This is a genomic window from Candidatus Magnetaquiglobus sp. (assembly GCF_058402785.1).
Genome location: NZ_JBZVFG010000013.1, coordinates 1 through 21,028, shown reverse-complemented (window position 1 = coordinate 21,028; position 21,028 = coordinate 1). Strand labels below are relative to the sequence as shown.

Genomic DNA, 21,028 nt, shown 5'->3' with positions numbered 1-21,028 from the left:
ATGAATATTACCGGATTTTTCGTCCATCGCCCGGTCACGACCGTCCTGACCATGGCCGGACTGTTTCTGTTCGGCCTGCTGGGCTATCGGCAACTGCCGGTCTCGGCCCTGCCCACGGTCGATTACCCCACCCTGCAGGTCTCCGCCGCGCTCACCGGCGCCTCGCCGGAGACCATGGCCAACTCCGTGGCGCTGCCCCTGGAAAAAGAGTTCTCCACCATCGCCGGACTCGAATCCATGACCTCCTCCAGCGGCCTGGGCTCGACCCAGATCTCCCTGCAGTTCGCCCTCGACCGCGACATCGACTCCGTGGCCCAGGACGTGCAAGCCGCCATCTCCTCCGCGCAGCGCCGCCTGCCCAACAACCTCACCACCCCGCCCTACTACCGCAAGGTCAACCCGGCGGATCTGCCCATCTTCTACCTGGCCCTCACCTCCGAAACCCTGCCGTTGACCGAAGTCTCGGAGTTCGCGGACACCACCCTCTCGCAGCGCATCTCCACCCTGCCGGGTGTCGCCCAGGTGAGCATCTACGGCAAACAGAACCCCTCGGTGCGGGTTCGGCTCGATCCGCGCGCCCTGGCGGTCAACGGACTGGCCATCGACGACGTGGAGGCCGCCATCCAGCAAAACAACCCCAACGTCCCCACCGGCTACCTGCTGAGCGCCAACCGGATGATCTCCCTGGAAACCCCGGAACGCCTCCCCTCGGCCAAAAGCTACCGCTCCATCGTCGTCGCCCAGAAAAACGGCGCGCCCTTGCATCTGCACGAGATCGCCCGCGTCACCGACGCACCCGAAAACGAACTGGCCGCCGCCTGGTTCAACAACGTGCGCGGCGTGGTCCTGGCCATCCAACGTCAACCCGGCTCCAACACCATCGCCGTGGCCGACTCGATCCGCGACCTGGTGCCGACCCTGCGCCAGCAACTCCCCGCCGCCACCGCCGTGGAGGTGCTCTACGACCGCTCGCAGAGCATCCGCGAATCGGTGCGCGACGTGCAACTCACCCTGCTCTTTTCGTTGTTCCTGGTGATTCTGGTCATCTACCTGTTCCTGGGCAACGCCTCGGCCACCCTGATCCCGAGCCTCGCCCTGCCGATCTCCCTGGTCGGGGTGTTCCCGATCATGCTCCAACTCGACATGAGCATCAACATCATCTCCCTCATGGCCCTCACCCTGTCGGTGGGCTTCGTGGTGGATGACGCCATCGTCATGCTCGAAAACATCTCCCGACACATGGAGGAAGAGGGCCTTTCGCCCTGGCAGGCCACCCTGATCGGCGGCAAACAGATCGCCTTCACCATCGTTTCCATGACCCTCTCCCTGGCTGCGGTCTTCATTCCGGTGCTCTTCATGGGGGGCATCCTCGGTCGGTTGCTCCACGAATTCGCCATCGCCATCATGGCCTCGGTGATCCTCTCCGGCCTGGTCTCCCTGTCACTCACCCCGATGCTCTGCTCGCGGCTGCTCAAACCCCATCAAACCGCCACCCGCCCCAACCGGCTGATCCGGGCCAGCGAGGCGGGTTTCCTGGCCCTGCGCAACGGCTATGCCCGAAGCCTGGACTGGTGTCTCGCCCACCGACGCATCGTCTTGATCCTCTTCACTCTCATGGCCGCCTGGTCGGTGCAGGTGGGACGCGACATGCCCAAGGGGTTCATGCCCAGCGAAGATACCGGTCAACTGCTCTGTTTCACGGAGACCGAACAGGAAATCGGCTTCGAAGCCATGATGGAGCGGCAGAAAAAGGTGGCCGAAATCATCGGCTCCGATCCGGGGGTGAGCATCGCCATGTCCTTCATCGGCGGCGGCGCATCCGCCTCGGCGCTCAACAACGGTCGCGTGTTCGTGCGCCTGAAACCCCATGAAGAGCGTCCCCACGCGGATGAGATCGTCAAGCGTCTGCGCCCGAAACTGGCCCAGGTGCCGGGCATCAAGGCCTTCATCCAGAACCTTCCGGTGATCCGGGTCGGCACGCAACTCACCAAAAGCCAATATCAATTCACCCTCCAGGGGACCGATACCGGCGAACTCTACGCCTGGGCCGAAAAGGTCGAAAAGACCCTGCGCGATCTGCCGGGCTTCCAGAACGTCACCTCCGACATGCAGCTCGCCAAGACCCAGGCCATGGTCGAAATCGACCGCGACAAGGCCGCCACCCTGGGCATCACCCCGGAAAAACTGGAAAAAACCCTCTACGCCGCCTTCGGCCCCAAACAAATCTCCACCATCTACGCCCCGAGCAACCAATATGCCCTGCTCCTCGAACTCGACGAACAATACAGGACCGATCCCTCGGTGCTCGGACTGCTGCATGTGCGCGGCGCCAACAACACCCTGATCCCACTGGAATCCATCGCGCGCATCTCCCGTTCCGTGGGACCGGCCACCATCAATCACCGCGGTCAGATGCCGTCGGTGACCCTCTCCTTCGACCTGGCCCAGGAGGTCGCCTTGAGCCAGGCCATCGAGGCGATCAACCAGGCGCGCGCCAAAATGGGCATGCCGGACACCATCGCCTCGAACTACCAGGGGTCGGCGCAGGTGTTCCAGTCGTCGCTGGCCGGGATGGGATGGCTGTTGGGACTGGCGGTATTGGTGATCTATCTGGTGCTCGGCATGCTCTACGAGAGCTACATCCACCCTCTGACCATCCTCTCCGGGCTGCCCGCCGCCGGACTCGGCGCGCTGCTCACCCTCAAGCTCTTCGGCATGGAACTGAATCTCTACGGCTTCGTGGGGTTGATCATGCTGATCGGCATCGTGAAGAAAAACGCCATCATGATGATCGACTTCGCCGTCGAATCGCGCCGCATGGGCAACGACGACGCCCTGGCCGCCATTCGCGAAGCCTGCCTGGTCCGCTTTCGCCCCATCATGATGACCACCATGGCCGCCCTGGTCGGCACCCTGCCCATCGCCCTGGGCATGGGCGCGGGCGGCGAGGCGCGTCAACCCCTGGGGCTGGCCGTGGTGGGCGGTCTGCTGCTCTCCCAGTGGTTGACGCTCTACATCACGCCGGTGATCTATCTGTATCTGGAGAAGGCGCGGATCCGGCTGGACCCGAAGGAGATCCGGGAGGGATGAAGAAAGCCGGACGCATCACGACCTGGCAGGACGTTCACCCCCGATGTCTCCCGAAAAGGAGCGACACCCCGAAAAAACCGCACGCCGCCAGCACGATGGCCGGACCGCTGGGCAGATCCCAGCGGAAACTGGCCCAAAGGCCCAGGGGTGCGCTGGTCGCGCCGATCAGCACCGCGCCCAGGGCCATCCCTTCCGGGGTACGAGCCAGGGGACGGGCCGTCACCGGCGGGATCACCAGCATGGCCGTGATCAGCAGCGCGCCCACCACCTTGATGGCCGAGGCGATCACCAACGCGGTCAGAAGCATGAACAGCAGACGCAATCGGGCCACCGGCACCCCGTCCAGGATCGCCAATCCCTCATGCAAGGTGGCGTTGACCCAGGCGTGCCAATAAAAACGCATCAGGATCAGCACCACGCCGGCCCCGCACCAGATCCAGACGACATCCCCCCAACTGGTGGCGAGCACATCCCCGAACAAAAAGGCCATCATGTCCACCCGAGCCCCCTGGGAGAGCGCGGCGGCGACCAGTCCGAGGGAGAGGGCGCCCTGGGAGAAGATCCCCAGGGCGGCATCCGCCGGGATTTCGGGACGGGTATGCATCCAGGTGACGAACAGGGCCACGCCCACGCAGACTGCGGCGATGGCGCCATTCAGGTTCCAGCCGGTCACCAGCCCCAACGCCACCCCGAGCAGGGCGGAGTGGGACAAGGCATCGCCGAAATAGGCCATGCGGCGCCACACCACGAACACCCCGAGCGGACCGGCGGCCACGGCGATGCCGACGCCGGCCAGCATGGCCCGGATCATGAATTCATCCATCAGGGGCGCTCCCTTTCCACACCGTGCGGGGTGTGGCAGTGATCGTGATGGTGTTGATAGTAGCCCACGCCCGGTATCCGGTCGCCGAACAGGAGCTGAAACTCGGGGGTGGCGCGCACGGCGGTCGGGGAGCCGGAGCAGCAGACGTGGCGGTTCAGACAGATCACCCGGTCGGCCCCGGCCATCACGAAGTGAAGATCGTGGGAGACCAGCAGGGCGGCCACGCCCCGTTCGCGGCGCAGGGTTTCGAGAAAGCGGTGCAGTTGCTCCTCGCCGGCCAGATCCAAACCCTGGGCCGGCTCGTCGAGAACCAGCAGGTGGGGATTCCGACTCAAGGCGCGCGCCATGAGCACCCGCTGCATCTCGCCGCCGGAAAGGGCGTGCAAGGGGCGTTCGAGCAGGCGATCGCAGCCGAGCAGACGCAAGGTGGCGTCCGGAACGCCGGCGCCGATGGCGGAGAGGGCGATGAAACGGGCCACGGTCATCGGCAGCACCGCATCCACCTTCAACCGTTGCGGCACATACCCGATCACCAGACCCGAACGCCGCCCCACCGACCCGCCGGAGAGGGGGATCAACCCCAACAGCGCGGAAAGCAGGGTGGATTTTCCCGCGCCGTTGGGTCCGATGATGGTGACGATCTCGCGTTCATGGACCACCAGGTCGATCTCGCGCAAAAGCGTCTCGCCCCCGAGGATGACCGACAACCCATGCGCGGAGAGCAGGGGGACGGTCTGCTCCGACCCAGGGGGACTCACGACAGCCTCGGGAAAAAACGGGGGCAAAACGGTGAATATTTCTGATTCATTTCATGTGGACTTGTGTATAATGCAACTTTGATCCAAAATCACGCACCGTACCAAATTAACGCGTCATCCAACACGCCGTCAACACCATCGGGGGATTCGTTCATGCCATTGGCTTCCATGCGGCAACTCCTCGACCATGCCGCCGAACACAATTATGGGATTCCAGCCTTCAACGTCAACAACATGGAGCAGGTACGCGCCATTCTGCGCGCCGCCCACGAAACCGACAGCCCGGTCATTCTTCAGGCCTCGGCTGGGGCACGCAAGTATGCCGGCGAGGCCTTCCTGCGCCACCAGATCCTCGCCGCCCTCGAGGTCCATCCCCACCTGCCGGTGGTGATGCATCAGGATCACGGCCAATCCCCGGCGGTCTGCTATGCCGCGATCCGCTCCGGCTTCACCAGCGTGATGATGGACGGTTCGCTCAAGGAAGACGGCAAAACCCCCGCCTCCTACGATTACAACGTCGCCACCACCGCCGAGGTGGTCAAGATGGCCCATGCCATCGGCGTGTCGGTGGAGGGCGAACTGGGCGTTCTCGGTTCGCTGGAGACCGGCAAGGCCGGCGAGGAAGATGGTCACGGCGCCGAGGGAACCCTCAGCAAGGAGCGTCTGCTCACCGATCCCGACGAGGCCGCCCGCTTCGTGGCGGCCACCCAGGTCGATGCCCTGGCCATCGCCATCGGCACCTCGCATGGGGCCTACAAATTCAGCCGCAAGCCCACCGGCGAAATCCTGTCCATCGACCGCATCAAACAGATCAACGCCCGGCTCCCCAACACCCATCTGGTGATGCACGGCTCCTCCTCGGTGCCCCAGGAACTCCTGGCCATCATCAACGCCCACGGCGGCTCGATCCCCGAGACCTACGGCGTGCCGGTGGAAGAGATCCAGGTCGGCATCCGATTCGGGGTGCGCAAAATCAACATCGACACCGATCTGCGCCTGGCCATGACCGGCGCGATTCGCAAGGTGTTCGCCGAAAAACCCGCCGAGTTCGATCCGCGCAAATATCTGCGTCCCGCCGAGGACGCCGCCTATCGGGTCTGCAAGGAGCGTTTCGAACAGTTCGGATGCGCCGGCAACGCCTCGCGGATCCGGGTGATCGATCTGGAAACCATGGCCGCCGAATACGCGGCTGGACGCCTGGATCCCAGCATCAAGGATTAAGGACATTGTTGCCCATCGTCCCGCTTCTGACCCTGTTGATCGGATTGGCCACCCTCCCCGCCGAGGCGGTACAGTCCAACCCGTGCGCCGTGGCCCGCGAAATCCAGACCAAGGCGATCGCCCTGCTGGATCACAAACCCGAAGAGGCGATCCAGGCGTTCGAAAAGGCGCGGACCACCTGCCCGACCGACGTGGCCATCGGCTTCAATCTCGGACTGGCGCTCCATCAGACCGGCAAGAAACAACAGTCCCTGACGGTCTGGACCCAGGTCCACGAAGCGTTTCCGGACCACGTTAAAACCATCGCCAATCTCGCCTGGAGCCACTTCGAGGAGGGCAACGATCACAAGGCGCACCTTCTGGCCTCGGAAGGGTTCTCCAAGCACCCCGGCAACCTCTCCCTCGCCCACACCAAGCTGTTCGCGCTGTTCCGGCGCGGCAACTATCTGGAGGCTTACGACTGGATCATGCGCATGCAGGTCCAGGAACACGAAGAACCGGGCACCGGACTCAAGGGGGAGCGCATCCAGTCCTGGCGGGAGATGGCCGCCGGTTACGTGTCCGAAACCCTGTGGCGTCAGTTCCGCCAGGGCGAACGGATGGAGGCGTTGCGGCAGTCGATCAACCTGTTGACCAAGGAGTATCCCGGCGAGGCGACCTTCGCGCGCACCAAGGATCAACTCCTGGTGGCCTTCACCGATCCGGAGGCGGAAATCCCCTTCCCGCGCGCCCTGCCCCACGAAGCCTGGGCCAAGACCGGCGATGTCGATGACCAAAGCGCGGTGCTCGACAACCACATCGCCGCCCTGCCCGCCCTCGCCGCCTGGCAAAAACGATCCGACGCCTATGCGGTGGTGATCGGCGTGAGCCACTACAAACGCATCCGTGCCAAGCACTACGCGGATCGCGATGCCACCAACTTCCACAAACTCATCACCCGTCGCGGCATCTTCAACGACGATGCCGATCACATGCGTCTGCGCATCAACGCCGCCGCCGATCTCGATACCCTGCGTCAGGATCTGGAGTGGCTGATCCGTCAGGGCCAGAACAATCCCAATGCTTCGCTGTTGTTCTTCTTCTCCGGTCTGGGTGTGCCGAACGGCAACGACGCCCTGCTGCTTCCGGCCAACAGCCAGCTCGATCACCTGGATACCAGCCACGCGATTTCGCTCTCCTGGCTGCAAGGCGCCCTCGGGCGTCTGCCCAACAAGGAGGTGGCCGTGCTCCTGGATACCTGCTTCAACAACACCCCGGAGTGCGCGGTGCAGGGCAGGCAGTCCGACGCCAGCGCCCCGCGCGCGCTGTTGACCGCCGGCAAATCGACCGCCGTGGCCGCGGACAAGAAAGGTCTTCCCATCCACGGATCCGGCCAGCAGGGCGCCTTCACCTGGCATCTGCTCAAATCGATGCTCGGTGAGGGGGACGGCTTTCCGGTCGGCAAAAAGGATGGCTGGGTCGATCTCTCCGAGGCCTTCGCCCACCTGAAAGTCGGTCTGGCCCAGAACAAACCACCCGCGGATCCGATCCTCTCGGTCCCGACCCAGATGCGTTTGACCCGCACCGGAGGAGAACTGTGACCCACTCCCATGCGCTGACCCGGTTGGCCGGGATCCGGTTTCTGGCCGCGACCCTGACGCTTTCCGCCGGTCTGATGCCGTTATCGACCGCCCAGGCCTCGCTCATCAACGAGTGGGAACCCCTCGACACCGAAGCCGCCCAGCCCAAACCGGCGGTGACCATTCAACCCGGTCAAAACTGGCGCGATCCGATGAGCGAGGTGAACCTGCTCTGGATCGCCGGCGGTTGCTACGACATGGGTTCTCCACCCAGGGCCGAAGGGCGGGAATCGGACGAGGGACCGGTTCATCAGGAGTGCGTGAAAGGGTTCTGGCTCGGCGAAACCGAAGTCACGCAAGGTCAATGGCGGCGTGTGATGCACAACAACCCTTCGCGTTTTCGCAAGGGCGAAAACTATCCGCTGGAAAACGCCACCCGCGAGGAGATCAACGAGTTCATCGCCCAACTGAACTCCCGCGCGCGCATCAACGTGCAGTTCCGTCTGCCCAGCGAGACGGAGTGGGAGTTCGCCTGTCGCAACGGCGGTCAGCGTACCATCTTTCCCGGCGGCAGCGATCCGACCCGTTACGCCTGGTTCGGTCCCAACAGCCTCGGCACCTCCCAGCCGGTGGGATTGCGTCCGGCCAACCAGCTGGGACTCAAGGACATGAGCGGCAATGTCTGGGAGTGGGTCCAGGATCGCTATCAATCCACGTATGGCTCGAACAACAAAGCCACTCCGAACGGCGCCGGGGGAACCGAATTCTTCACCATCCGTGGTGGCGGCTGGCAGGATGATGCCCACTCCCTGCGTTGCGCCAACCGGGGATTCCAATCCGACAACTCACGCCGTCCGGATCTGGGTTTGCGACTGGCCGCCTCCGTGAAGACCAAGGAAAAGAAAAACGGCACCCGTTCCACCGACATCAAGCGCATGCCTTTCTGACCGGATCCGGGTGGATCCGAGGAGCAAGCGGACATGAGCACGATTCTCGACATGATGGAGGCCATCCCCTTTTTCGAACCCTTCACGAACCAGGAAAAACGGCTCCTGGCCGATCACGGCCACTGCTTCGAGCTGTTCAAGGATGGCCAGACCATCATCCAGGAAGGGGATATCCAGGACTCGGCGCTCTACATCATCTTGAGCGGCGCGGCCTTCGTGCGCAAGGATGACCACCCGGAGCACATCATCGCCTATCTGGAGACCGGTTCGATCATCGGCGAGGCGGCCTTTCTGGTCGGCGGACGCCGTCGCATGGCCAGCGTCATCGCCGAGGGGTTGGTGAATGTCTTCCGGCTCGACCGCACCGCCCTGGCCGATTTCGAATGCGCCTTTCAACTCAAACTCACCCAGCAACTGGTGATCATCATCGTCGAGCGTCTCGAAAAGATGAACGAGGCCCTGGCCGAATTGATGGGATGATCGTCCACGCCTCGCTTATCCCTCGTCATACACCAGGTTTGATACACATCGACTGTCACGGGAGCCCCACATGGAACCACCCTGTCGCTGCGGATGGGTCGATCTGACCAAGCCGTATTACGTGGCCTATCACGACGAAGAGTGGGGGGTGCCGGTCCATGACGACAGGCGCCACTTCGAGTTTTTGATTCTCGAGGGAGCCCAGGCCGGGTTGAGCTGGGATACGATTCTGCGCAAGCGGAATGGGTATCGGCAAGGGTTCGCCGATTTTGATCCGGCGGTGGTGGCCCGATACGGGAGCGCCGAGGTCGAGGCGTTGCGGCTCAACCCGGCCATTGTGCGCAACCGCCTGAAAATCGAGAGCGCGATCCGCAACGCACGGGTCTTTCTGGCCATTCAGGAGCAGTTCGGGAGTTTTGATGCCTATGTCTGGCGCTTCGTGGATGGCAGGCCGCGCATCAACAGCTGGCAAACCTGGCGAGAAATCCCCGTCTCCACGCCGCAAAGCGATGCCTTGTCCAAGGATCTGATCAAACGAGGCATGAACTTCGTGGGCACGACCATTATCCATGCCCATATGCAGGCCACCGGCCTGGTCATGGACCACACCCTCGACTGCTTCCGGTATACGCAACTCGCTTAGAGGCTGTTTGGTGATTCCATGAATGGAATCACCAAACCTGCACGAATCGAAAAAATCGATTCGTGCTTGTCAAACCGCGTCTATTTTGAGAGGCGTCGTTTCTCGCAAGTCTGCGTGCAAAATACGGGAGTCGTTTCCAGAAAGCGGAAACGACTCCTGCGAAGGCTGCGCGCGGCGCCTTTTTCGCAAAAGACACGAAAAATGCTTCTTTGAGAAGAGCGCGCTCAAGTCAAAAGCACAGTCCCAGGGGCTTTGCCCTTGGATCCCACCAGGGGGATAATCCCCCTGGCCCCTTGATCATGACGCATCCCGTGATGGGGGGCGGTTTGAATGCTGCGCAATTGGGCGGGCCAAGTCGCTTGACCCTCGCGGCGACAAAGGCTCAACCCGCGAGGGCGTGACCAAAACGACCTGCCAAGCCCCATCAACCGGACCTGCCAACCCCGCCGTTGCGTCAAGGGGTCGGCGGATAAAGATGGAACGCCATCGCATACACCACCAATCCGGAGATCGACACATACATCCAGACCGGCCAGGTCAATCGGGCAATGCGGCGATGCGAATCGCTGGTGGTGGTGACAAGCCGCCAGGGGGCGCGTCGCACGGTCAAGAAGATCATCGGCAAGGAGACCGCGGCCAGGGCGACATGGGTGATCAACAGGGTGAAATAAACCGGACGGATCCAACCGGTTCCGGCGAACTTCACGTTACCGACCGCGGCGTGGTAGGTCAGGTAGGAGACCAGAAAGATCGCCGACACGATCAGGGCGCCGGCCATGCGCTGCCGATGAATCACCGCGTCGCCGCGCCGGATGGCCTGAAAGGCGGCAAACAGCAGAATCGCCGAAGCGAAATTCAAGGCCGCATGAAAATGGGGCAGGATCGATATCAGCTCCATGACTCCCTCGATTGACCGGTTTGCATGTAGTAATGGATGTACAAGGCGTAGGTAAAGAGCATCATCGACCACACCTGATGGGCCCAGGCCAGTCCGATGGGCACATGCAGCAACAGCGTGGCGATGCCGAGCGCCACCTGGAGCAACACGGCGAACATGATGTGCTGGTACATGACATGGATTCGCCGTGGCGCGCCAGCGCGTCGTCCCAACAGGCCATAGGCGAGCACCCAAAAAAAGGTGATCGTGGCGAGCAACCGGTGATCCCACTGAATGGCGACCGGGTTTTCGAACGGGTTCAACCAGGCCGGTTGCAAATCCCAATAAGCGTCCGGGAACCACTGGCCATGCATGGTCGGGAAGGTGTTGTACCCATACCCAGCCTTGGCCCCGGCCACGAAGCCGCCGCTGATCACGGTGATCGAGATCAGCATCAACACCACCCACGAGAAACTCTTGAGCCACCCCGGCGGACGTCCGGTCGGCAACCCCTCGACCCCGACGACCAACTCCAGCGCGGTCCAGAACATCCAGCCGTAGACGATGAAGGCCAGGGCCAAATGGGCGGTCAGGCGATACGGGCTGACGTGGGGATCGTTGATCAGGCCGCTTTTGACCATCAACCAGCCCATTACCCCTTGCATGCTGCCCACGAAGAAAATCGCCCCCAACCGGATCAGCGTCGGGCGATCCAGTTTTCGTTTCAGATAAAACCAGGCGAAGGGGACAAAGAAGACCACGCCCACCGAGCGTCCCAGCAAACGGTGAAAATACTCCAGCCAGAAGATCCCCTTGAACCCTTCAAGATCCATGTCGTGGTTGACATGACGGAACTCCGGGGTGAGCTGATATTTGGCGAACAACTCCTGCCAGGCGGCCTGATCCATCGGGGGAAGCACGCCGATCAGCGGTTGCCACTCCACCATCGACAGACCCGAACCGGTCAGACGGGTGATTCCTCCCAGCGCCAGCATGGCATAAACCAGCGCGCAACAGATGAACAACCATATCCCGACCTGACGTCGGTCCTGACGCGTCATGCTGTGTTTCTCCTTGCATCACAAACGATCGAAGATCCTGCAAGCGACCCATTCCGGGCCATGTTCGCGGGATCGTTTTGCCCAAATCGCAAAACGATCCCGCAGCCAAGGCTGCGCGCAGCGTTTTTTTCGCAAAAGGCGCGAAAAAACGCTGTTTTGTAGAGCGCGCCAAAGGCAAAAGCAGAAGTCAAAGAACAAGATCAAAAACAAAGTCAAAAAACAAGATCAAGACCTCGGAGGCTCTGCCTCCGAACCTCCGCCGGGGGCGGTAACCGCCCCCCGTCCCCCGTGATGACTGGAACGCACCTTCCGCCCCCCACCTCACTCACCCAGATCACACCGCCCCACCGAACCCTCGCGACACCGCTGGCCGCTGAACCAATAGGCCCCGCTCAATTGCGCACCGCTCCAATCCACATCGGTGAGATTGGCACCGAAGAATACGGTATCGCGCAAATCCGCGCCAGTCAATCGCACCCCTTTCATGAAGGCCCCCTCGAAGGTCGCCTTGCGCAGATCGGCGCCCCGCAGATCGGCCCCTTCCAGATTGGCCTGCTCGAAATTGGCCCGTTTCAAATCCCCATCGCGCAGGATGATCCCGCCCAGATCGGCCATGCGCAACTGGGCGTGTTCCATCTTGACCCCCGCGGCATCCGCGCGGCGCATGCGCGCCTTGAACAACCGCGCCTCGGTCAGATCCGCCCCACGCAGATTGGCCTGATCGAACGTCGTGCCCTGCAACATCGCCGATTTCAAAGCCGCACCGGACAGATCCACCCCGGTCAGATCGCACTTCACGCAGCGACGACTTTTGAGCACCTCCTCGCGCAACGCGACCACCCCCTCCCCGGACCAGGCGACGGCGACCCCTACCGACAACATCCACACCCCAACCCACGGCCAGCCCCCAAAAACGACTCCCCGCCTCATCGGCACGCCCCCCTGGATTGGGCCGCGCACACGCGACCATCGGTCCAGATGGCCCCATCCAGCAGGGTATCGGTCAACACCGCGCGCTCCAGATTCCCCCCCTTGAGATTGGCCCCGCGCAAATCCGCGCCCATCAGATTGACCCCCTTCATGAAGGCATCGGTCAAATCCGCCCCTTCGGCTTTGGCGCCCGTCATGTTGGCCCCGTAGAGATAGGATTTCACCAGTTTGGCGCGACTCAGATCCGCCCCGCGCAGATCGGCGCCGGTCAAATCGGCGCGACTCAGATCCGCTTCGGTCAGGTCGGTCATCTCCAGGCTCGACCAGACCAGCTTGGCCTCGACCAGCTTCACCCCGCGCATCTTGCCGCGCAGGAAAAAGGCTCCGCTCACCTCGGCCCCGGAGAGATCCACCCCCTCCCAGTTGGTGGCTTGAAGATCGCACTTCTGGCATTTCTTCTCCGCCTTCAGACGGGCCACCAGGGTCTCGTCACCCCCCTTGCCCAGGGCCACGACCGGCAGCAACGCCGCCAAAACCCCCACCATCCACGCACGCACCATGACCATGATCTCAAACCTCCCTTCAAGACGGCACGACCAGCGTCTCATCCTTGAACCAACGCAACTGCTGGCGATATTTCACCACGTCGCCGATCACGATCACCGCCGGCGGTTGCAGGTCCAGCAACGCCACGTCCATCTCCAATCTTCCCAGCGTGGTCACCAGGGTTTGTTGTTCCGGGGTGGTGGCCCAGCGGATCACCGCCACCGGGGTGTCGGTGGAACGCCCAGCCACCACCAACCGCTCCACCACCACCGAAAGATTCTGCATGGCCATGTAAAGCACCAGAACCGGGAAGGCCTGGGCCACCGATTCCCAATGGATGCGCGACGAGGGGGAACCCTCCATGAAGGAGGGATTTTCCGCGGATTCGTGACCGGTCAGGAAGGCGACATTGGCATTGACATCCCGATGGGTGATCGGGATGCCGGCGTAGGCCGGACCCGCGATGCCGGAGGTGAGACCCGGCACGACCCGAAACGGGATCCCCTCCTCGGCCAGACGTTCCGCCTCTTCGCCGCCACGTCCGAAAACGAAGGGATCCCCGCCCTTGAGCCGCACCACCCGCCGTCCCGCCTTGGCCAGACGCACCAGGGTTTCGGTGATGTCCTTCTGGCTCGACGACGGCGAACCGCCGCGTTTGCCGGCATGGATCTTCTCGCAGCCATCCGGGATCAAGGCCATGATCTCCGGGGAGACCAGGGCGTCGTGGACCACCGCGTCGGCGTTGTGGAGCGCCTTCAAGGCGGCGACGGTCAACAGATCGGGATCACCGGGACCAGCCCCGACCAGAAGCACCATCCCTGGTTCCGGATACGGACTTTTCAAATCGATGGGCATGTCAGTGGCTGGTCCCGGCGGAACGGTTGATCTTGTTGGAAACGTTGTATTTACCCGAAGGTTTCTTCATGGGAATGCGTTTGACCTCCTCCAGACTCTTGGCATCGTAGATCACCAACGCGCCATCCATCTCCCAGATGCTCAGCAGGACATGCCCCCCGCTCTTGGTGAACTCGACGTGGGCCGAGGTCTTGCCCGGCGCGGGACGGAGCGTCTTGACCACCTCCAGGGTTGCCTTGTCGATCACATGCACCGCATCCTTGTCACGCCCGTTGAAAACATCCACCCAGGCATACGGGCTGTTTTCGTGGCTGCGCATGAAAAAACCCGGTCCCAGGGTGGGAATGCGCTTGATCACCTGCCAGGTTTTCAGATCCACCACGGTCACCTCACCCTCCTTGAGATTCGGGGTGGCCAGAACCTCGGTATCCTTGTAGGGCCAGATAATCCCGGAGGCCAGATGCGGCATGCCGGGCAACGCCACCTCGGCGAGCTTTCTGGCGGCATCCAGATCCACCACCTGCCCGGTCGGCCCCTTGCGCGAGGCGCCAATCAACAGCTTATACGCCTGATCGAAGAGAAAGTCATCCAATACCGCGTCCAGAACGATGGGACGCACGGTGAAATCGGAGACCGGCTTGCCGGCCTTGTCGGCCAGGGGAATCTCCCACACCTCGGTGATATCCTTCAGGGCGACGATGAACGACTGGCGCGGCGGAGCCGAATAGACCGCGCTCGGACGGGAACTCTCTCCCTTGGCGTTGACCAGGGGGATGGTCTTGACCAGCGACAGATCGCGGGCGTCGAGCACCACCAGGCTGCGCGGCAGGGTGTTGGCGGCCATCACGTACCGGCCATCCCCGGAGACCGCGACGTTACGGGTGTTGATGCCCACGCGGATTTCGTGGGTCATCTTCAGGGAGAACAGATCAAAACGGCTGATCCAGCCATCGCGGGAAGCCATGTAGGCGAAGCGGCCATCCGGGGAGTATTTGATGCCCCCATGCACCGCGAAACGGGAGGGAAAGCGGGCGATCGGCTCGAAACGGTCGCCGTCGAGCACGGTCACATGCTGATCCCCCAGCTCGACCACCATGAACAGATTCAGGATATCCGCGCCGTGAACCGGTTTCTTCGGCAGTTTCTCGTTGGCGATCCAGGTGATCCGGCTGGTTTGGATATCCGCATCGCTCCAGGTCGGGGCCGGGGTGACCGGGCCATGGATATACCCCACCAAGGCCTGGATCTCCTCGGAGGAGAGCTTGTCGCCAAAGCCTGGCATCTGGGTGGCGGGACGCCCGTTGGCGATCACCTCGGCGGACTCCTTCCTGGACACGCGCTCGAGATTCTCCGGCAAAAGGGCCGGTCCCATGGCCCCGAGACGATCCGGATGGTGGCACTGGGCGCAATGCTCTCGGTAGAGGTCGTTGGCCTCGGCCTGCGACACGAACAGCAGAACCGCCAGAAACACGAAAATCGATTTCATCCTGTCAACCTTGTTGCGAGAGTGTGATTGTTTGCGCGGGGGAGCGATCAGGGGAGAACCTCGGCGTCGGTCAGATAACAGCCCGGATCCTCCTCCCAGGGATCGCCGCTCACCTGACAGGCACGCACACGGGTGTTGCCGCCGCAGATGGCCAGATACCGACAGGCCCCGCAGCGCCCTTTCAAGGGTCTGGGACGGGCACGCAAACCGGCCAGCAAGGGGTCGTCCGGATTGCCCCAGATCGCCCCGAACGACTTGTCACGCACATTGCCGAGGGTGTGGTGGCGCCAGAAGATGTCCGGATGGACCTCGCCCAACTCGTCGATGTTGGCGATGCCGACTCCCGAGGCGTTCCCGCCCCAGCGGGTCAACATCGCCTCGGCCCGTTCCGCCAGATCGGGCCGATTCTCCCGCACCCAAAAAAGAAAGAACACCCCGTCCGCGTCGTTGTTGCCGGTGACGATCTCCCGCGCCGCGCCCGAACGCACATCCGCATGGGTCATGTCGAACAGCCGGGCCATCAGGTCACGGGTGGCGCGCAACTCGGCATTCTCCTCCCGGTTGACCTTGCCGCGTCCGGCGTGGTTCCAGTGGGAGAGATAGAAGCGATCCGTCCCCTCGGCGCGCATCAGCTCGAACAGCCCCGGCAGATCGTCGATGTTGTCGCGGGTCGGGGTGAAACGGATCCCGGCCTTCACCCCCTCGGCGCGACAGTGACCGATCCCGTCCACCGAACGCCGAAAAGCCCCCACCATGCCGCGCATGCGATCGTGATTGGCCTCGAGTCCATCCAGGCTCACCCCAACATAATCGAATCCGGCTCCGGCGATCCGTTTGGCCATCGCGGGGTCCATCAGGGTGCCGTTGCTGGACAAGCCGAGATAGAATCCCAACCCCTTGGCCCTCGCCGCGATCTCGAAAAGATCCGGGCGCAGCAGCGGTTCGCCACCGGAGAGAATCAATGCCGAGACGCCGTTGGCGCGCAGATCCTCCAGAACCCGGACGCACTCCGCGAACGAAAGCTCCCCGGAATAGGGACGATCCGCCGAGGCGGCATAACAGTGGGCGCAGGTGAGATTGCAGCGACGCAGGAGATTCCAGACGATCACCGGTCCTCCCTCGACCGGCAAACGGGGACGGGGCTGTTGTCCGGGCGCGAGCAGACGTCGCATGAACTGGGTCAAACGGAACATCCGTCGGCGGCTCCAGGGGCTTTGATGCGTAAACCGGTTTTTTTCAGGATCCGGGTGCTGTGCAGAACCAGATGTCCCCTCTGCCGCTTGCCGATGATCCGCTCCAGAATGCGGATCTTCTCCATCACCGCCGAGCGATCCGGTCCGTGCACCATGACGAACAGATTGTAAGGCCACGCCGGGGGGTGACGCGGACGGGCATAGCAATGGGTGACGAAATCCAGTTCGCTCAAGGTGTTGCCGACCAGGCAGAGTTTGTCGTCCGGCACATCCCACACCGACATGCCATTGCCTTTCAATCCCAGGCGGTGGTGGTTGCAGGCCAGTCCGATGCGCCGGATCCACCCACGCCTCTGCATCGCCTGGAACCGTTCGATCACCGTCTCCACCGTCACGCCACACTGCCCGGCCACCTGATGGTAGGGCTCGGACACCAGCGACAAACCGGCCTGGGTGGCGGCGATCAGGGCTCGGTCGAGTTCATCCGGGGTGCATGGCGACTCCTCTTCCACCGGTTCATCGAACAGCGGGGTGGTGTCGATGCCGCCATGCTCATCCAGTTGCACCTGGAAACCCAGCCGGTACTCCTCGAGCTTGGGCAGGTTGAACACCTCCAGACTGGTCAGCGTCTGGATGCGTTCCAACACCCCGGCGATCTCGTCCCTCTTTTCCGTGGCGACCACGAACCACATGTTGAAGGGGTGTTCGCGGGCATAGTTGTGCGCCACCTCGGGTTGGGCGTTGACGACTTCGGTCACCCAGTCGAAATCCGAGGCCGGAACCCGCAAGGCCGCGAGGGTCAATCCACCTCCCAGCCTTTCGGCGTGAAAAAACGGACCAAACCGGGTGATCAGGCCAGTGGCGGCAAGTTCGGAAATCCCCTCGATCAAGCCATCTTCCGACACCCCCAGGGATTCCGCCGCCATGGCGTAGGGGCGTTCGACCAGCGGAAAACCGCTCTGGAGACCATTGATGATGCGTATCGCGCGCGGATCCATCGGCATGCCCACCCCCCTAAAAAGGTGCTCGAGGAGATTCGATCAGAAATATCGGGCGCCGCACTGCTTGAATCGACGACGACTGAACAAAATCTCCCTGGCATAGGATTGCATGTCACAACCCTGGGTGATCAAATCGGCCCGTTGCGCGGTCTCCTCGCGATCGCGACCGTGGATCATGCAATAGAGATTGTACGGCCAATGCGGCGGACAACGACGTCGCAAATAACAGAGCGACACCAGTCCCGAGGCCCGGATCCGCTCCCCGATCTCGCGGGTACGCTCGTCGGGAACATCCCAGACCACCATGGCATTGGCGCGATAGCCCAGCTCGTGATGATGCACCACCACCCCGATGCGCTTGATGATCTCCTTTTCTTTAAGCGTTTGCAAGCCATCCAGAACATCCGCCTCATCAAGACCGATCGCCCGCCCGATCGCCTCGAAAGGACGCTCCACCAGAGGGAAGCCGTTCTGGAATCCCGCCACCAACCGCTGTTCCCGTTCGTCGAGCATGCCTCACCCGTGAATCTGAAAGCCCAGATCGATATGAAAATCCTCTTCCATCGGCATGGAACAGACCGAAAGACCGGTTTGCCCCTCGATGGCGGCGATCACCTCGGCCAACCGCGCCGCGCTCCGGGCCGTCACCACGAACCAGAGATTGAAAGCGTGCTCGCGCTCGTAGTTGTGGTTGACCTCCGGAATGGCGTTCACGATCTCGGCCACCTCCTCCAACCGCTCCAAGGGCACCCGCATGGCCGCCAGGGTGCTCATCCCCACCCGACGGGCCCGCAACACCGCTCCGACCCGGCTGATGTGACCGCTCGCCTTCAACCGATTGAGCCGTTCCAACACCTCGGACTCCGCAATCCCCAACCGCTCGGCGATCACCCGAAAGGGGCGCGGATCCAGGGGAAAATCGTGCTGGAAATCGTTGAGCAGCCGATGATCCAACGGCTGCCGGTCGTCTTCATGAAGCGGTGCGCGCATCCTTTCCAGCTCCCCTTCGAACTACGCCGTCACAAGCCGATCTTGTGGGCGCGACTGGTGAAAAAGATGCCGCTCGGCTTGGTGGCCGGCAGCGTGGCGATCCGCTCGAAGGTGGCGGTATCGTACACCTCCACCCGATCCCCGTCGCGCACCGATACCCACACATGTTCGCCGCGCGGCGTGAACTCCATGTGCATCACCGCCGGTCCCGGCTGCAACGACTTGACCACCTTGCGGCTCGGCACGTCGATCACCTGGAGATGGCCGTTGTCCGGATGGGCGAAGTTGACCCAGATGCGCCGTCCGTCCGGCTGGGCCATCACGAAGACCGGCTGTCCGACCACCGGCACCCGCCCCACCTCGCGCCAGCCGGCCCGCTCGACGATCAACACCTCATGCCGTCCCATGGCCGGCAGGAACACCAGATCCTCGGTCATGCCCCACCCTTCCAGGTGCGGCATCTTGTAGACCGCGGTACGCTTCTCGCCGCGTCCATAGTCGGGCAGGACCCGCTTGACCCCGGCCTCCGGATTCCACAGATCCAACAGCGCGAAACCATCCTCGCCGAACAGACCGGCGATGTAGTGGCGTCCATCCGGGGAGATCAGGGCATCATACGGCTTGCTGCCGATCCTGGTGAATTTGGTGACCACCGGTTTGGCCGGCACTTTCAGATCCGCCACCCAGATCTCGTCGGAATCGAACAGCGAGAACACGAAACGACCGTCGGTGGAGTCCTCGAGTCCCACCACCTTCGAGGAACGGCCATCCGCGCCGATGGCCGGGATATCGGCCACCTGTCGCAGGGTTTCGGCATCGAAAACCCGCACCCCGCCGGGCTGATAGTTGGCCACCGCCACCAGTTTGCCATCCTGGGAGATGGCGCCACCGATGCTGTTGCCGGACTGCATCACCCGTCCGACCAGCTGGCCGGTCAGAAGATCAACCTTGCTCAACCCGCCATCGCGACCGAAAACGAACCCGAACCGTCCATCCCGGGAGTAGACCAGCGAGGCGTGGGAGAGGTCCCCCAACCCCTCGACACGGGAGAGAACGGTTTGACCCGTCGTTTCGACCACCTCCACGCTCCCGGAGGCCCGTTCGATGACGACCCCCATGTCACCGACGCCGCGAACCGGGGCGCAGCCCTGTGCCAAAGGCAGGGCCAGACAGGCGACCATCAGCCAGGGACGATGCATCGCGCGTGACCAGAATCCTCTCATGGCACCTCTCCTTTTCGCAAACGTTCCACCAGCCAGCGGATCTCCTGGCGGGTCAACTGCCCTTCCCAGGGCGGCATGGCCCGCTCGGGCAGACCGTGATAGACGATATCCTCCAACAGATCCGCCGGCTTGCCGGCCAGATTCCCAGGCAAAAGCGCCGGCCCCAGACCCCCTTTCAGGGTCATGCCGTGGCAGGAGCCGCAATCCTGGCGCAACAGATGAAACAGCTCCTTCTGACGCGCCGGATGGATGGCCCCATCCCCCGCCCAGCCGACGGAAACCACCACCATCCCTCCCAACACAAACAAACCGCGCCACGCCCATCCTCGATCACGCGCCCGGTCCAACCATTCAACGGCCCATCCCATGGCTCACTCCTCCCGCACCAGCCTGAACCCGAGATTGTCGTCCCGGTCACGCTCCTCGCCCACGCCACGAAAGGCGCAATGGAGATAGACCGGCGCGCTCGACCACGATCCACCGCGCGTGACGTGGAACAGATCCTCCTTCACGAAGAGCGGCGAATGGTCGGCATGGTGCGCATAGGCGCCTCGATCGAAGTGATCCAGCACCCATTCCCAGACATTGCCGCGCATGTCGTGCAGACCGAAGCCGTTGGCCTGCTTCCCGCCCACCGCATGGGGACGACCGTCGCTGTTGTGGCGGAACCATCCCACCCCATCCAGACTCTCCGCTTCGCCAACCGGTTGATCCCCCGCGCCGGCCCGACAGGCATACTCCCACTCCGCCTCGGTGGGCAGACGGTAATGATGTTCCCCCCGGGCGCTCAACCAGACGGCAAAAGCCTTGGCATCGACCAGCGACACCCCCACCACCGGATAATCCGGGGCATCCAGCGCCGTGCCGAACCGCTCGTAATGGTCCTCGTTTCCGGTACGAAAGTGTTCGTTGATCCCGGAGTCGCGCCGTTCCGGGGGTTGACAGGCCCGATCGGCGACACAGGCGGCATACGCCCCGTTGGTCACCTCGTGACGCCCCATCCAGAAGCCATGCAGACAGACGCGATGGATCGGCGCCGCGCCCAGCACCGGCTCGGCGGAGCCCATCTCGAAGCAACCGGCGGGGATATGGACAAAGGGCAGGTCCGTGCGCGGCTCGCGCCATGCGGGTTGAGGCTCATCCCGCGCTTCGGCCACCTCGACCCAGCCGCACGCGAGCGCCGCGACCCATGCCATCCTCGCCCATCCGAACCGCATCCGCATGACAACTCCATGTTAAACCGCACCCATCACGGGATGCGTCGTTCCATGATCAAGGGACCAGGGGAATTATCCCCCTGGTGGGATCCAAGGGCAAAGCCCTTGGGACGTTGCTTTTGACTTGA

General features: G+C 62.9%; 21 protein-coding genes. 6 read left to right on the top strand and 15 right to left on the bottom strand.

Annotated features, from left to right (window positions below; genetic code table 11):
* Complete coding sequence (locus tag ACV4UY_RS06510) at positions 1 to 3,090, top strand: efflux RND transporter permease subunit (RefSeq protein WP_491606806.1); 3,090 nt, start codon at positions 1 to 3, stop codon at positions 3,088 to 3,090.
* A 34-nt stretch (positions 3,091 to 3,124) separates the two neighbouring features.
* Here the strand turns inward: ACV4UY_RS06510 and ACV4UY_RS06505 are convergent, their stop codons facing one another.
* Positions 3,125 to 3,913: a metal ABC transporter permease gene (locus ACV4UY_RS06505; protein ID WP_491606805.1), complete on the bottom strand. Its 789-nt coding sequence runs from the start codon at positions 3,911 to 3,913 to the stop codon at positions 3,125 to 3,127.
* The gene (locus tag ACV4UY_RS06500; RefSeq protein WP_491606804.1) at positions 3,913 to 4,671 is read right to left on the bottom strand and encodes a metal ABC transporter ATP-binding protein; all 759 of its coding nucleotides are present in this window, start codon (positions 4,669 to 4,671) and stop codon (positions 3,913 to 3,915) included. The genes ACV4UY_RS06505 and ACV4UY_RS06500 overlap by 1 nt, the downstream gene beginning before the upstream one ends.
* Before the next feature lie 153 nt (positions 4,672 to 4,824).
* Here ACV4UY_RS06500 and fba point away from each other — a divergent pair, with 153 nt between their 5' ends.
* The 5 genes from fba to ACV4UY_RS06475 all read left to right on the top strand — a co-directional run bounded on the left by fba (position 4,825) and on the right by ACV4UY_RS06475 (position 9,521).
* On the top strand, positions 4,825 to 5,892 hold the full coding sequence (gene fba / locus ACV4UY_RS06495) for a class II fructose-bisphosphate aldolase (RefSeq protein WP_491606803.1): 1,068 nt from the start codon (positions 4,825 to 4,827) through the stop codon (positions 5,890 to 5,892).
* A 5-nt stretch (positions 5,893 to 5,897) separates the two neighbouring features.
* The gene (locus tag ACV4UY_RS06490) at positions 5,898 to 7,472 is read left to right on the top strand and encodes a caspase family protein (RefSeq protein WP_491606802.1); all 1,575 of its coding nucleotides are present in this window, start codon (positions 5,898 to 5,900) and stop codon (positions 7,470 to 7,472) included.
* On the top strand, positions 7,469 to 8,398 hold the full coding sequence (locus ACV4UY_RS06485) for a formylglycine-generating enzyme family protein (protein ID WP_491606801.1): 930 nt from the start codon (positions 7,469 to 7,471) through the stop codon (positions 8,396 to 8,398). The genes ACV4UY_RS06490 and ACV4UY_RS06485 overlap by 4 nt, the downstream gene beginning before the upstream one ends.
* 33 nt (positions 8,399 to 8,431) lie before the next feature.
* Positions 8,432 to 8,878, top strand: coding sequence for a cyclic nucleotide-binding domain-containing protein (locus ACV4UY_RS06480; protein ID WP_491606800.1), 447 nt, complete (start codon positions 8,432 to 8,434; stop codon positions 8,876 to 8,878).
* A 70-nt stretch (positions 8,879 to 8,948) separates the two neighbouring features.
* A complete protein-coding gene (locus tag ACV4UY_RS06475) occupies positions 8,949 to 9,521 on the top strand; it encodes a DNA-3-methyladenine glycosylase I (protein WP_491606799.1) in 573 nt (190 codons plus the stop codon).
* 454 nt (positions 9,522 to 9,975) lie between these two features.
* Here ACV4UY_RS06475 and ACV4UY_RS06470 read toward each other — a convergent pair whose 3' ends face one another.
* The 13 genes from ACV4UY_RS06470 to ACV4UY_RS06410 form a co-directional block, all read right to left on the bottom strand.
* The gene (locus ACV4UY_RS06470; RefSeq protein ID WP_491606798.1) at positions 9,976 to 10,419 is read right to left on the bottom strand and encodes a DUF420 domain-containing protein; all 444 of its coding nucleotides are present in this window, start codon (positions 10,417 to 10,419) and stop codon (positions 9,976 to 9,978) included.
* Positions 10,410 to 11,459, bottom strand: coding sequence for a COX15/CtaA family protein (locus ACV4UY_RS06465; protein WP_491606797.1), 1,050 nt, complete (start codon positions 11,457 to 11,459; stop codon positions 10,410 to 10,412). Before ACV4UY_RS06465 ends, ACV4UY_RS06470 begins: the two co-directional genes overlap by 10 nt.
* Positions 11,460 to 11,780: 321 nt before the next feature.
* A complete protein-coding gene (locus ACV4UY_RS06460; RefSeq protein WP_491606796.1) occupies positions 11,781 to 12,341 on the bottom strand; it encodes a pentapeptide repeat-containing protein in 561 nt (186 codons plus the stop codon).
* Between the two features lie 44 nt (positions 12,342 to 12,385).
* A complete protein-coding gene (locus ACV4UY_RS06455; protein ID WP_491606795.1) occupies positions 12,386 to 12,955 on the bottom strand; it encodes a pentapeptide repeat-containing protein in 570 nt (189 codons plus the stop codon).
* 16 nt (positions 12,956 to 12,971) lie between these two features.
* Complete coding sequence (gene cobA, locus ACV4UY_RS06450; protein ID WP_491606794.1) at positions 12,972 to 13,790, bottom strand: uroporphyrinogen-III C-methyltransferase; 819 nt, start codon at positions 13,788 to 13,790, stop codon at positions 12,972 to 12,974.
* Between the two features lies 1 nt (position 13,791).
* Positions 13,792 to 15,276 carry a cytochrome D1 domain-containing protein gene (locus ACV4UY_RS06445; RefSeq protein ID WP_491606793.1) on the bottom strand — a complete coding sequence of 495 codons (1,485 nt, stop codon included), beginning with the start codon at positions 15,274 to 15,276 and terminating at the stop codon, positions 13,792 to 13,794.
* 47 nt (positions 15,277 to 15,323) lie between these two features.
* Entirely contained in the window at positions 15,324 to 16,469 is a 1,146-nt protein-coding gene (gene nirJ / locus ACV4UY_RS06440; protein WP_491606792.1) for a heme d1 biosynthesis radical SAM protein NirJ, read from the bottom strand.
* Complete coding sequence (gene ahbB / locus ACV4UY_RS06435) at positions 16,457 to 17,473, bottom strand: siroheme decarboxylase subunit beta (RefSeq protein ID WP_491606791.1); 1,017 nt, start codon at positions 17,471 to 17,473, stop codon at positions 16,457 to 16,459. The genes nirJ and ahbB (ACV4UY_RS06435) overlap by 13 nt, the downstream gene beginning before the upstream one ends.
* A gap of 36 nt (positions 17,474 to 17,509) precedes the next feature.
* Positions 17,510 to 17,983, bottom strand: coding sequence for a siroheme decarboxylase subunit beta (gene ahbB, locus ACV4UY_RS06430; protein ID WP_491606790.1), 474 nt, complete (start codon positions 17,981 to 17,983; stop codon positions 17,510 to 17,512).
* Between the two features lie 3 nt (positions 17,984 to 17,986).
* On the bottom strand, positions 17,987 to 18,460 hold the full coding sequence (locus ACV4UY_RS06425; protein ID WP_491606789.1) for an AsnC family transcriptional regulator: 474 nt from the start codon (positions 18,458 to 18,460) through the stop codon (positions 17,987 to 17,989).
* Between the two features lie 29 nt (positions 18,461 to 18,489).
* Positions 18,490 to 19,659, bottom strand: coding sequence for a cytochrome D1 domain-containing protein (locus tag ACV4UY_RS06420; protein ID WP_491606853.1), 1,170 nt, complete (start codon positions 19,657 to 19,659; stop codon positions 18,490 to 18,492).
* Positions 19,660 to 19,679: 20 nt separating this feature from the next.
* Positions 19,680 to 20,051 carry a c-type cytochrome gene (locus tag ACV4UY_RS06415; protein ID WP_491606788.1) on the bottom strand — a complete coding sequence of 124 codons (372 nt, stop codon included), beginning with the start codon at positions 20,049 to 20,051 and terminating at the stop codon, positions 19,680 to 19,682.
* A gap of 3 nt (positions 20,052 to 20,054) precedes the next feature.
* Positions 20,055 to 20,879, bottom strand: a complete 825-nt coding sequence (locus ACV4UY_RS06410) for a formylglycine-generating enzyme family protein (protein WP_491606787.1) — start codon at positions 20,877 to 20,879, stop codon at positions 20,055 to 20,057.
* Positions 20,880 to 21,028: the final 149 nt, after the last annotated feature.

Bases quoted from the DNA above. Each gene is read 5' to 3' on its own strand.
- ACV4UY_RS06510 (WP_491606806.1), top strand. From the start codon at position 1: ATGAATATTACCGGATTTTTCGTCCATCGCCCGGTCACGACCGTCCTG.
- ACV4UY_RS06505 (WP_491606805.1), bottom strand. From the start codon at position 3,913: ATGGATGAATTCATGATCCGGGCCATGCTGGCCGGCGTCGGCATCGCC.
- fba (WP_491606803.1), top strand. From the start codon at position 4,825: ATGCCATTGGCTTCCATGCGGCAACTCCTCGACCATGCCGCCGAACAC.
- ACV4UY_RS06480 (WP_491606800.1), top strand. From the start codon at position 8,432: ATGAGCACGATTCTCGACATGATGGAGGCCATCCCCTTTTTCGAACCC.
- ACV4UY_RS06475 (WP_491606799.1), top strand. From the start codon at position 8,949: ATGGAACCACCCTGTCGCTGCGGATGGGTCGATCTGACCAAGCCGTAT.
- ACV4UY_RS06470 (WP_491606798.1), bottom strand. From the start codon at position 10,419: ATGGAGCTGATATCGATCCTGCCCCATTTTCATGCGGCCTTGAATTTC.
- ACV4UY_RS06465 (WP_491606797.1), bottom strand. From the start codon at position 11,459: ATGACGCGTCAGGACCGACGTCAGGTCGGGATATGGTTGTTCATCTGT.
- ACV4UY_RS06460 (WP_491606796.1), bottom strand. From the start codon at position 12,341: ATGTTGTCGGTAGGGGTCGCCGTCGCCTGGTCCGGGGAGGGGGTGGTC.
- ACV4UY_RS06455 (WP_491606795.1), bottom strand. From the start codon at position 12,955: ATGGTCATGGTGCGTGCGTGGATGGTGGGGGTTTTGGCGGCGTTGCTG.
- cobA (WP_491606794.1), bottom strand. From the start codon at position 13,790: ATGCCCATCGATTTGAAAAGTCCGTATCCGGAACCAGGGATGGTGCTT.
- ACV4UY_RS06445 (WP_491606793.1), bottom strand. From the start codon at position 15,276: ATGAAATCGATTTTCGTGTTTCTGGCGGTTCTGCTGTTCGTGTCGCAG.
- nirJ (WP_491606792.1), bottom strand. From the start codon at position 16,469: ATGTTCCGTTTGACCCAGTTCATGCGACGTCTGCTCGCGCCCGGACAA.
- ahbB (WP_491606791.1), bottom strand. From the start codon at position 17,473: ATGCCGATGGATCCGCGCGCGATACGCATCATCAATGGTCTCCAGAGC.
- ahbB (WP_491606790.1), bottom strand. From the start codon at position 17,983: ATGCTCGACGAACGGGAACAGCGGTTGGTGGCGGGATTCCAGAACGGC.
- ACV4UY_RS06425 (WP_491606789.1), bottom strand. From the start codon at position 18,460: ATGCGCGCACCGCTTCATGAAGACGACCGGCAGCCGTTGGATCATCGG.
- ACV4UY_RS06420 (WP_491606853.1), bottom strand. From the start codon at position 19,659: ATGCATCGTCCCTGGCTGATGGTCGCCTGTCTGGCCCTGCCTTTGGCA.
- ACV4UY_RS06415 (WP_491606788.1), bottom strand. From the start codon at position 20,051: ATGGGATGGGCCGTTGAATGGTTGGACCGGGCGCGTGATCGAGGATGG.
- ACV4UY_RS06410 (WP_491606787.1), bottom strand. From the start codon at position 20,879: ATGGCATGGGTCGCGGCGCTCGCGTGCGGCTGGGTCGAGGTGGCCGAA.